Source organism: Streptomyces sp. NPDC050625 (genome assembly GCF_040654755.1).
GTDB lineage: Bacteria > Actinomycetota > Actinomycetes > Streptomycetales > Streptomycetaceae > Streptomyces.
This window is the reverse complement of record NZ_JBFAIQ010000002.1, coordinates 297,071-305,460: the sequence shown is the minus strand read 5'-3', so window position 1 is coordinate 305,460 and position 8,390 is coordinate 297,071. Positions and strand designations below refer to the sequence as shown.

The following is an 8,390-nucleotide window of genomic DNA, read 5'->3' as shown; positions in this document are numbered from 1 at the left end:
GCCGGCGGCTCGCCCTCAGCCCTGCCCAGCAGGGCCAGAACCGACGAGGACGAGAACCCCTCAACGCCGCGGCGGTTCCCCGAACAAGTCCACCGCGTCCCGGACCTCCGAAAACCCCCTCGCCCAGTGCACCACCCGAACCCGACCGCGCCGGGGCCGGCGGCTCGCCCTCAGCCCTGCCCAGCAGGGCCAGAACCGACGAGGACGAGAACCCGTCAGCGCCGCGGCGGTTCCCCGAACAAGTCCACCGCGTCCCGGACCTCCGACAAACCCCGTGCCAGTGCGCTGACCGAGCCGATCGCGCCCGCGATCAGGAGCAGGGAGCGGCGCAGGCGGGGTATCTCGGGGATGCCGCCGGAGGTCATCGCGGCCAGGGCTGCCAGTTCGTCCTCGGCTATGCCGCGGTCGGGGAACTCGGCCGGGTGCGCGGCGAGTTCGCGGCGCAGCCGGGACACCGCGGTCCGCAGTTCCGCCACTCTCGGGTCCTCGTCGCTGCCGGTCACCGGCCTCTGCCCCAAGCTCCGCAACACAGCCCTCCCCCTCGCACGCCGTCGTGTGCGCACTGGTGCCCCGTGGCGTAGGTCCGGCGCCGGGCGACGCGGGTCAGTAAACGCCACCCGGTACGGGGAGCGCCACCGCGCGGACCGAAATTCAGTCCATCGAAACCGGGCACTCCGCCCCGCGTCAGGTATGCAGGACACATGACGGACAACCAAGGCCGGATCGCCGGTCTGCTCCTTGCCGCGGGCGGCGGAAGGCGGCTCGGCGGACGGCCCAAGGCACTGCTCGAACACCGGGGACGCCCCCTGGTGGAGCACGCGGTAGGGGTGCTGCGCACGGCCGGATGTGATCGCATCCATGTGGTGCTGGGCGCCCGCGCCGACGAGGTCCGCGAGCGGGCCGACCTGAGCGGCTGCGTACTGGTGGACAACCCCGGCTGGGCCGAGGGGATGGGGTCCTCGCTGCGGGCCGGGCTCGGCTCGCTCGCCGGTACGGGCGCCCGCGCGGCTCTGGTCTCGCTGGTCGACCAGCCCGGCATCGGCCCCGAGGCGGTCGCCCGGGTCCTCGCCGCCCACGAGGACGAGAGGTCCCTGGTCTCCGCCGCCTACGACGGCGTACGCGGACACCCGGTCCTCTTCGGCTCAGCCCACTGGGCCGGTATCGCCCGCACCGCGACCGGCGACCGGGGCGCCCGCGCCTATCTGAAGGAGCACGAGCGGGAGATCCGGCTCGTCGAGTGCGGCGACGTGGCCGAACCGTACGACATCGACACCACCGAGGATCTGATCCACCTTGAGTGAGCGGGATGGCACCGAGAGCCACCTTGCCTCGACCCGGAGAATCTCGACATCAACAAACCATTGAAGTTCCACGATGAGGAAACTAGTATCCACTGTTCAGAAGCGCCCTGGCGCTCCCCGGGCGTCCTCAGCCCTATCCGGTACGACTGGCACCCGGTGCCACCGCTGAAGGAAGTGACAGCTCATGTCCGCACCAGCGCCGTCTCCGCTGGCCATCGTCGACGCCGAGCCCCTGCCCCGGCAGGAGGAGGTCCTCACCGACGCGGCGCTCGCCTTCGTGGCCGAGCTGCACCGGCGGTTCACGCCACGCCGTGACGAACTCCTCGCCCGCCGCGCGGAGCGCCGCGCCGAGATCGCCCGCACCTCCACGCTCGACTTCCTCCCGGAGACCGCCGCGATCCGCGCCGACGACTCCTGGCGGGTCGCCCCCTCGCCCGAGGCCCTCGACGACCGGCGCGTCGAGATCACCGGCCCCACCGACCGCAAGATGACCATCAACGCCCTGAACTCGGGCGCCCGCGTCTGGCTCGCCGACTTCGAGGACGCCTCCGCGCCCACCTGGGAGAACGTGGTCGTCGGCCAGCTCAATCTGATCGACGCCTACACCCGGAACATCGACTTCACCGACCCCGGGTCCGGGAAGTCGTACGCCCTGAAGGCGAACGAGGAGCTGGCCACCGTCGTCATGCGCCCCCGCGGCTGGCATCTGAACGAGCGCCACCTCGTGGACGCGGACGGAACCCAGGTCCCCGGCGCCTTCGTCGACTTCGGGCTGTACTTCTTCCACAACGCCCGGCGTCTGCTCGACCTCGGCAAGGGGCCGTACTTCTACCTCCCCAAGACGGAGTCGCACCTGGAGGCCCGCCTCTGGAACGACGTGTTCGTCTTCGCGCAGGACTACCTCGGCCTCCCGCAGGGCACCGTCCGCGCCACCGTGCTCATCGAGACGATCACGGCCGCGTACGAGATGGAGGAGATCCTCTACGAACTGCGCGACCACGCCTCGGGGTTGAACGCCGGCCGCTGGGACTACCTCTTCTCCATCGTCAAGAACTTCCGTGACGGCGGGCCCCGTTTCGTGCTGCCGGACCGCAACGCCGTGACGATGACAGCCCCGTTCATGCGGGCGTACACCGAACTCCTCGTCCGCACCTGCCACAAGCGCGGTGCGCACGCGATCGGCGGCATGGCGGCGTTCATCCCGTCCCGCCGCGACGAGGAGGTCAACAAGGTCGCGTTCGAGAAGGTCAAGGCGGACAAGGACCGCGAGGCGAACGACGGTTTCGACGGCTCCTGGGTCGCCCACCCCGACCTGGTCCCGCTCGCCATGGAGTCCTTCGACAAGGTCCTCGGCGACCGGCCGAACCAGAAGGACCGGCTGCGCGAGGACGTGCACGTCGAGGCGGCCGACCTGATCGCGATCGACTCCCTGGAGGCCAGGCCGACGTACGCGGGCCTGGTCAACGCCGTGCAGGTGGGCATCCGTTACATCGAGGCGTGGCTGCGCGGCCTCGGCGCGGTCGCCATCTTCAACCTCATGGAGGACGCGGCCACCGCCGAGATCTCCCGCTCGCAGATCTGGCAGTGGATCAACGCGGGCGTCGAGTTCGAGAACGGCGAGACGGCGACCCCCGAACTGGCCCGCAAGGTCGCCGCCGAGGAACTGGCCGCCATCCGGGAGGAGATCGGCGAGGAGGCCTTCGCGGCCGGCCACTGGCAGCAGGCCCACGATCTGCTGCTCCAGGTCGCCCTCGACGAGGACTACGCGGACTTCCTCACCCTGCCCGCGTACCAGCAGCTCACCGGCTGAGACCTCATCCGTCCGAGTGGCCCGGGGACTCCCCCCGGGCCACTCGGTCGCGTACGGCCCGCTTCACCCGAGGTGCGCCGACCAGTCCTGTTCCGCCGCCGGCTTGCCGTGCAGGTCGGGAACCCGCTTGAGCCAGTTCGGACGGCCCTGCTGGGTCCTCGCCGCCCGGCGGGCCTCCTCGGCGGCGAGCTCCTCCCGGGTGGGGAAGTCGGTCGGGAGCCAGGCGGCCGACGCCCGCACGCGCGCGTGGAGGTAGTCCACATACGCCCCGCGCACCTCGTCCGGTGTCGTGAACCCCTCTTCGCCCCTCAGCCAGGCGTCGGGGACCTGGGCGACGATCTCCCGCAGCAGTTCCTGAGTCACCTTGGGCGCCAGCTCCGCGTCGGCCGCCCGGGTGTCGGGCGTGTAGTGCCCGAGGGCGTGATGGCGGAAGTCGTACGCCTTGGCGGGATCCGAGGCGTCCCAGCGGTGGTGGAAGACGAGGGCGGCGCCGTGGTCGATCAGCCACAGGCGCGGGGGCGCGGTGCCGAAGGTGGGCCAGACCATCAGGTTGGAGCTGTGGACCGTGCGGTCGACGTTCACGGTGAGGGCGTCGAGCCAGACGATCCGGCCCGCCTCCAGGGGATCGACCCGGAAGGTCTTCGCGACCTGAGGGGTGAAGTCCTTCGCGCCCGGCAGATAGTCCATGCCGAGGTTGAGGCCGTGGCTCGCGGTGTGCAGGTCCCGTACTTCCTGGTGCGGCTCGCCGTCGGCGATCGCCGGGTCGAAGTGCACCAGGACCAGCTCGGGGAACCGCAGCCCCAGCGCCCTCGCGAGCTCGCCCACGATCACCTCGGCGACCAGCGCCTTGCGGCCCTGCGCGGAGCCCGTGAACTTGACGACGTATGTGCCGAGGTCGTCGGCCTCGACGACTCCGGGGACGGAGCCGCCGGACCGCAGGGGTGCGATGTAGCGAGTCGCAGTAACCTCTCTCATCGTCCGAGCATAGAGAACGCAGCCATCTACTTCTCTCGTCCCGACGCCCGCTCGAACACCCCGCTGTCGGGGGTGTCCGCCGAGATGCCCGGGCGCTCCCGGTGGGTGCGGCTCTCGGCGTGGCGGAGGCGGACGACGGCGTCGAGTCCGCCGCCGGGGGCCGTCTCCAGAGTGACCTCACCACCGCTGGCGCGGGTGAGCTGCCGGACCATCGGCAGGCCGAGGCCCGTACCGTCGTGGTCGGCACCCGCGGCCCGCCAGAACCGGTCGAAGGCCCTGCGCCGTTCGGACTCGGTCATACCGGGACCTTGGTCGATCACGTGCAGCTCGGCCTCGGACACCGTCCGGCTCCCTTCCCCCGGGGCGTCGATGACCGCCAGAGTGATGGCGGTTCCCGGCGGGGACGCGCGCAGCGCGTTGGAGAGCAGGTTGTCGATGATCTGCTCCAGCGCGCCCGGAGCCGCCCACACCCGAACGGCCGTGGCCCCGGAGACGACGAGGTCGACCTGCTGTTCATCGGCGAAGGCCGTCCAGATGGCGACGCGGTCGGCGACGACGGCGCGGAGATCGACCGGCTCCGGCCGGATCGCTGAGTTCTCCAGCCTGGCGAGCGCGAGCAGCCCCTGCACCATACGACTGAGCCGCTCCAGCTCCCCGACCGCCTTGTCGAGACTGTCCTGGGCGCACGGGGCGAGGTGCGGCTCGAAGTTCTCCAGGCGCAGACGCAGTGAGGTCAGCGGAGTCCTCAGCTGGTGCGACACCTCGGAGGCGAACGCCTGCTGCGCGTGCAGCAGGTGCTGGAGCCGGGTCGCGGTGGTGGTGAACGACGCGGCCAGGCGGCGCAGTTCCGGCGGCCCGTGATCGGTGGCCGGTGGATCGGTGATACGGCCGTCCGCGAGCTGCGCCGTCGCCAGTTCCAGGGCCCGCACGGGACGGGTGATCGAGCGGGCGAGCGCGAAGCCGATCAGGGAGGCCGCGGCCAGCACTCCAACCCCGACGAAGCCGAGAGCCAGCCAGGTGCCATGGATCTTCGCCTTGAGCGGGCCCAGCGCATACACGGTCCGCACGACACAGGGGACGACGGCGTCCGAGCCACCCGGCACCGTGGCGAAGAGGACGTCCCCGCCCGCGAACGGGGCACTGCGGCTGCCGACGACGGGGTGATCGCGCAGCGCGGCGGAGATGTCCGGCTCGGCGGACAGGTTCTTGCCGACCGGGGCGAGGGCGGCGCTGTCGGTGAGGACGACGCCCCGGTGATCGGCGACGAGCACACGGCTGCCGGTCCGCCGTCCGTAGGCACGAGCCAGTTCGGGGAGGTCGCCCGCGACCCCGTGCTCCATCTTCTCCTCGCAGACCTCGGCGAGCGTCATCGCCCCCTGCTGCGCCGAATGGGAGAAGCGGGACACCTCGCTGCGGGCGTAGAAGAGGCCGAACGGCACTTCGAGCGCGAGCAGGACGAACAGTATGAGGCTCAGATGGCTGAGCAGGATGCGACGGGTCACCGAGGCCCTCCGCCGCGTGCCGGCGCTGTCGCGGAAACCGTTTCGACGTGTGCCGGGGGGACCAGACGGAAGCCGATTCCGCGGATGTTCTCGATCCACGAGGAGTCACCGAGCTTGCGGCGCAGCGCGGCGATGTGGACGTCCAGGGTCTTGGTGGGTCCGAAGAAGTTCGGTTCCCATGCCGTGTCGAGGATCTGCCGGCGGGAGCAGACCGCTCCGGGGTCTTCCGCGAGGCAGCTGAGCAGGTCGAACTCCTTGGGCGCTAGGGCGAGGGAGGAGCGGTGCAGGTGCACCTGCCGGGTACGGCGGTCGATGGTCAGCGGGCCGATCCGCTGGACGTCGGAGGTCTCGGGCGGGGTCACGTCGTCCGGGAGCCCCGGTTCCTGGCGGTGCGTGTCCCCCGCGGCGGGGCGGGTGCGGCGGGTGACCGCGCGGATCCGGGCGACGAGCTCCCGTACGCCGAACGGCTTCGAGACGTAGTCGTCGGCGCCCAGCTCCAGACCGAGTACCCGGTCGACCTCGTCGTCCCTGGCAGTGATCATGATGATCGGCACGGACGAGCGGGTTCTGAGCGCACGGCAGACGTCGATGCCGTCCATGTCGGGCAGCCCCAGGTCCAGCAGTACCATCGCCGGCTCCGGCGCGGCGAGGCCGTCGGCCCCCGTTCTGGCGTGCTCCACGGTGAATCCGAAGCGGTGCAGTCCCTCCACCAATGGTCCGGCCACCCGGTCGTCGTCCTCGATCAGCAAGACACGCATGCCGGAAAGGCTCACAGACCTCGGCTTGGGCGTCTGGCGCTTTCCTTGGCCGTCCAGCGGATTCACCACGGATGGAGTAACCACCGGAACGCGGTGTACCGGCGACATCCAGCACATCTACAGCGTGGAGCAAGGAAAGCGGCAAAGACCTTCGAACGCCGGTTGGGGCCACCCGCGGCCGCGCGGCGCACGGCTCGGCCGGCCGACCCGACAGCAGTCGAAAACTGATCCAAGGTCAGGTCGTGTCAATTCAGGCGGACGCCGCGGAATCGGCTGGATTCCGTGGAGCTAAAACGCTTTTTCGAGGGTCTTCGGAATCCCCCGCTGCCCTTGCTCTGGCATTCCGCTTGATCGTCCTCCCCTAGCGTCGGTTGCACGGCCGGTGCCACTGGAGCACCGCACGACAAGCACCCTCACCAGCGCCTGGGACACCCCATGCCCCTTGATGAACTACGCCGCACGCGCCCGGATCTGATGGAACCCTTCACGACCGCGCTCCCGGGAGCACGGGCAGCCGTGCTGGGCCGGCTGTGGGGCGCCTTCGCGCGAGAACCCCTGCCCGGCGTGGCCGGGCACCGCCACGCTTCCGACGCCCTGGTGGTCGAGCTGCGGCGGGGCGGCTCGCTCTCGGCGCCCGCGGCCGGCGCGCGGCCGTTCGCCGAGGTGCCCGACGACTTCGTCGTATCCGGGCCCGACGGGCCGATCAGCGGACCGGCGCAGCTGCTGGCGCAGCTGGGCCTGCGCACCCCCGCGGCTCGGCGACTGGCGGCCGAGCTGGACAACAGCGTGGTCAACCTGGCCCTGGCCAGGGCCGCGAACGCGGGCCGGGCAGTCGCACCGCACGACTCTGCGGACGCGGAGCAGACGGTCGTCGACGGCCACCCACAGCATCCCTGCTGCCGCACGCGTACCGGCATGTCGATCGCCGACGTGCTCGCCTACGCTCCCGAGCACCACCCGGTCGTCCGGTTGGCGCTGCTCCCCGTGCCGGCCGACCGCTGGCAGGGCTCCGGCACCTGGCCACGGCAACTGCGGGACGGCGACACGATCCTGGTCCCGCTGCACCCCTGGCAGCGTGACCACGTACGCACGCGGCACCCCGGCCTGACCGTCGTCGAGGAGACGATCCCGGCCCGGCCGCTGCTGTCGCTGCGCACCCTGGCACCGCTGGGCACCCTGCCGGGCTGCCACCTCAAGACGGCCCTCGACGTGCAGGTCACCAACTACCGGCGCACCATCTCCCCGGCCGAGGTCGCCGACGGGCCCCCGCTGTCGGACCTCGTCTCGGCCCTCGTCGACAAGGCCGGGTACGGCGACAGCCTGCGCGTCATGCGTGAGCTGGGCGGCGGCGCGGTGTGCGTGGACGGACGGCCCTCCGCGAGTCTGGCGGCGATGATCCGGGAGTCGACCGAGTGCTACCTCGGCCCGGGGGAGATCGCGGTTCCGCTCACCGCCGTCCACGCGACGGGAGCGGCCGTGATCTCGGGAAGTCCGGTGCGCTGGATGACGGACTTCGCCGGACTCGTCCTGCCGCCCGCCTTGACGCTGCTGTCCATGGGGGTGGCACTGGAGGCGCACGGTCAGAACACCCTGGTCGTGCTGCGCGACGGGCGGCCGGTGCGGGTGCTGTACCGGGACCTGGACGGCGTGCGGGTCAGCCCGCGCCGACTGGCCCGGTGCGGTGTCACGCTGCCGCCGCTGCTCGGCACCCGCGCGGGCGACGACGTGGACGCGCTGCGCACCAAGTTGTTCGGCGGTCTGATCAGCGGCGTCTTCAGCGAGCTGATCGACGTCCTCGGCCGGACGCGGCAGGCCGACCCCCGGGTGCTGTGGGGCGTGGTGGCCGAGGTGGGCCGCCAGGTGTACGCCGGCCTGCCCGGCCACGACGACGCCACGGCGTTCTTCGGCGACACGATGCCGCTGAAGGCGACCGTCGCCATGCGCCTGGCCGAGAACCCGGGGAAGGCGCAGTGGACGCCGGTTCCCAACCCGCTGGCCCTGTGCCGCTGAATCCGACACCGACCGCTGTCCCACTGGAGTGACC

7 protein-coding genes are annotated in these 8,390 nt (G+C 71.3%); 3 read left to right on the top strand and 4 right to left on the bottom strand.

Annotated features, from left to right (window positions below):
- Positions 1 to 215: 215 nt before the first annotated feature.
- The gene (locus AB0I54_RS05625; RefSeq protein ID WP_363294981.1) at positions 216 to 503 is read right to left on the bottom strand and encodes a DUF5955 family protein; all 288 of its coding nucleotides are present in this window, start codon (positions 501 to 503) and stop codon (positions 216 to 218) included.
- Positions 504 to 701: 198 nt separating this feature from the next.
- Here AB0I54_RS05625 and AB0I54_RS05620 point away from each other — a divergent pair, with 198 nt between their 5' ends.
- Together AB0I54_RS05620 and aceB are read left to right on the top strand one after the other, a co-directional pair.
- Positions 702 to 1,301 (top strand): nucleotidyltransferase family protein, encoded by a 600-nt coding sequence (locus AB0I54_RS05620; RefSeq protein ID WP_363294603.1) that lies wholly within the window; start codon positions 702 to 704, stop codon positions 1,299 to 1,301.
- Positions 1,302 to 1,485: 184 nt separating this feature from the next.
- Entirely contained in the window at positions 1,486 to 3,111 is a 1,626-nt protein-coding gene (gene aceB / locus AB0I54_RS05615) for a malate synthase A (protein WP_363294602.1), read from the top strand.
- Positions 3,112 to 3,174: 63 nt separating this feature from the next.
- Here aceB and AB0I54_RS05610 read toward each other — a convergent pair whose 3' ends face one another.
- Genes AB0I54_RS05610 through AB0I54_RS05600 form a run of 3 tightly spaced genes read right to left on the bottom strand, consistent with a single transcriptional unit; the run spans position 3,175 to position 6,346 of the window.
- On the bottom strand, positions 3,175 to 4,086 hold the full coding sequence (locus AB0I54_RS05610; protein WP_363294601.1) for a HipA family kinase: 912 nt from the start codon (positions 4,084 to 4,086) through the stop codon (positions 3,175 to 3,177).
- 26 nt (positions 4,087 to 4,112) lie between these two features.
- A complete protein-coding gene (locus tag AB0I54_RS05605) occupies positions 4,113 to 5,588 on the bottom strand; it encodes a HAMP domain-containing sensor histidine kinase (protein ID WP_363294600.1) in 1,476 nt (491 codons plus the stop codon).
- A complete protein-coding gene (locus AB0I54_RS05600) occupies positions 5,585 to 6,346 on the bottom strand; it encodes a response regulator transcription factor (protein ID WP_363294599.1) in 762 nt (253 codons plus the stop codon). Before AB0I54_RS05600 ends, AB0I54_RS05605 begins: the two co-directional genes overlap by 4 nt.
- Positions 6,347 to 6,820: 474 nt before the next feature.
- Here AB0I54_RS05600 and AB0I54_RS05595 point away from each other — a divergent pair, with 474 nt between their 5' ends.
- Positions 6,821 to 8,356, top strand: a complete 1,536-nt coding sequence (locus AB0I54_RS05595; RefSeq protein WP_363294598.1) for an IucA/IucC family protein — start codon at positions 6,821 to 6,823, stop codon at positions 8,354 to 8,356.
- Positions 8,357 to 8,390 lie beyond the last annotated feature (34 nt).

What these genes read in the sequence shown, in the direction of transcription:
- AB0I54_RS05620 (WP_363294603.1), top strand. Translation starts at nt 702, where the DNA reads ATGACGGACAACCAAGGCCGGATCGCCGGTCTGCTCCTTGCCGCGGGC.
- aceB (WP_363294602.1), top strand. Translation starts at nt 1,486, where the DNA reads ATGTCCGCACCAGCGCCGTCTCCGCTGGCCATCGTCGACGCCGAGCCC.
- AB0I54_RS05610 (WP_363294601.1), bottom strand. Translation starts at nt 4,086, where the DNA reads ATGAGAGAGGTTACTGCGACTCGCTACATCGCACCCCTGCGGTCCGGC.
- AB0I54_RS05600 (WP_363294599.1), bottom strand. Translation starts at nt 6,346, where the DNA reads ATGCGTGTCTTGCTGATCGAGGACGACGACCGGGTGGCCGGACCATTG.
- AB0I54_RS05595 (WP_363294598.1), top strand. Translation starts at nt 6,821, where the DNA reads ATGGAACCCTTCACGACCGCGCTCCCGGGAGCACGGGCAGCCGTGCTG.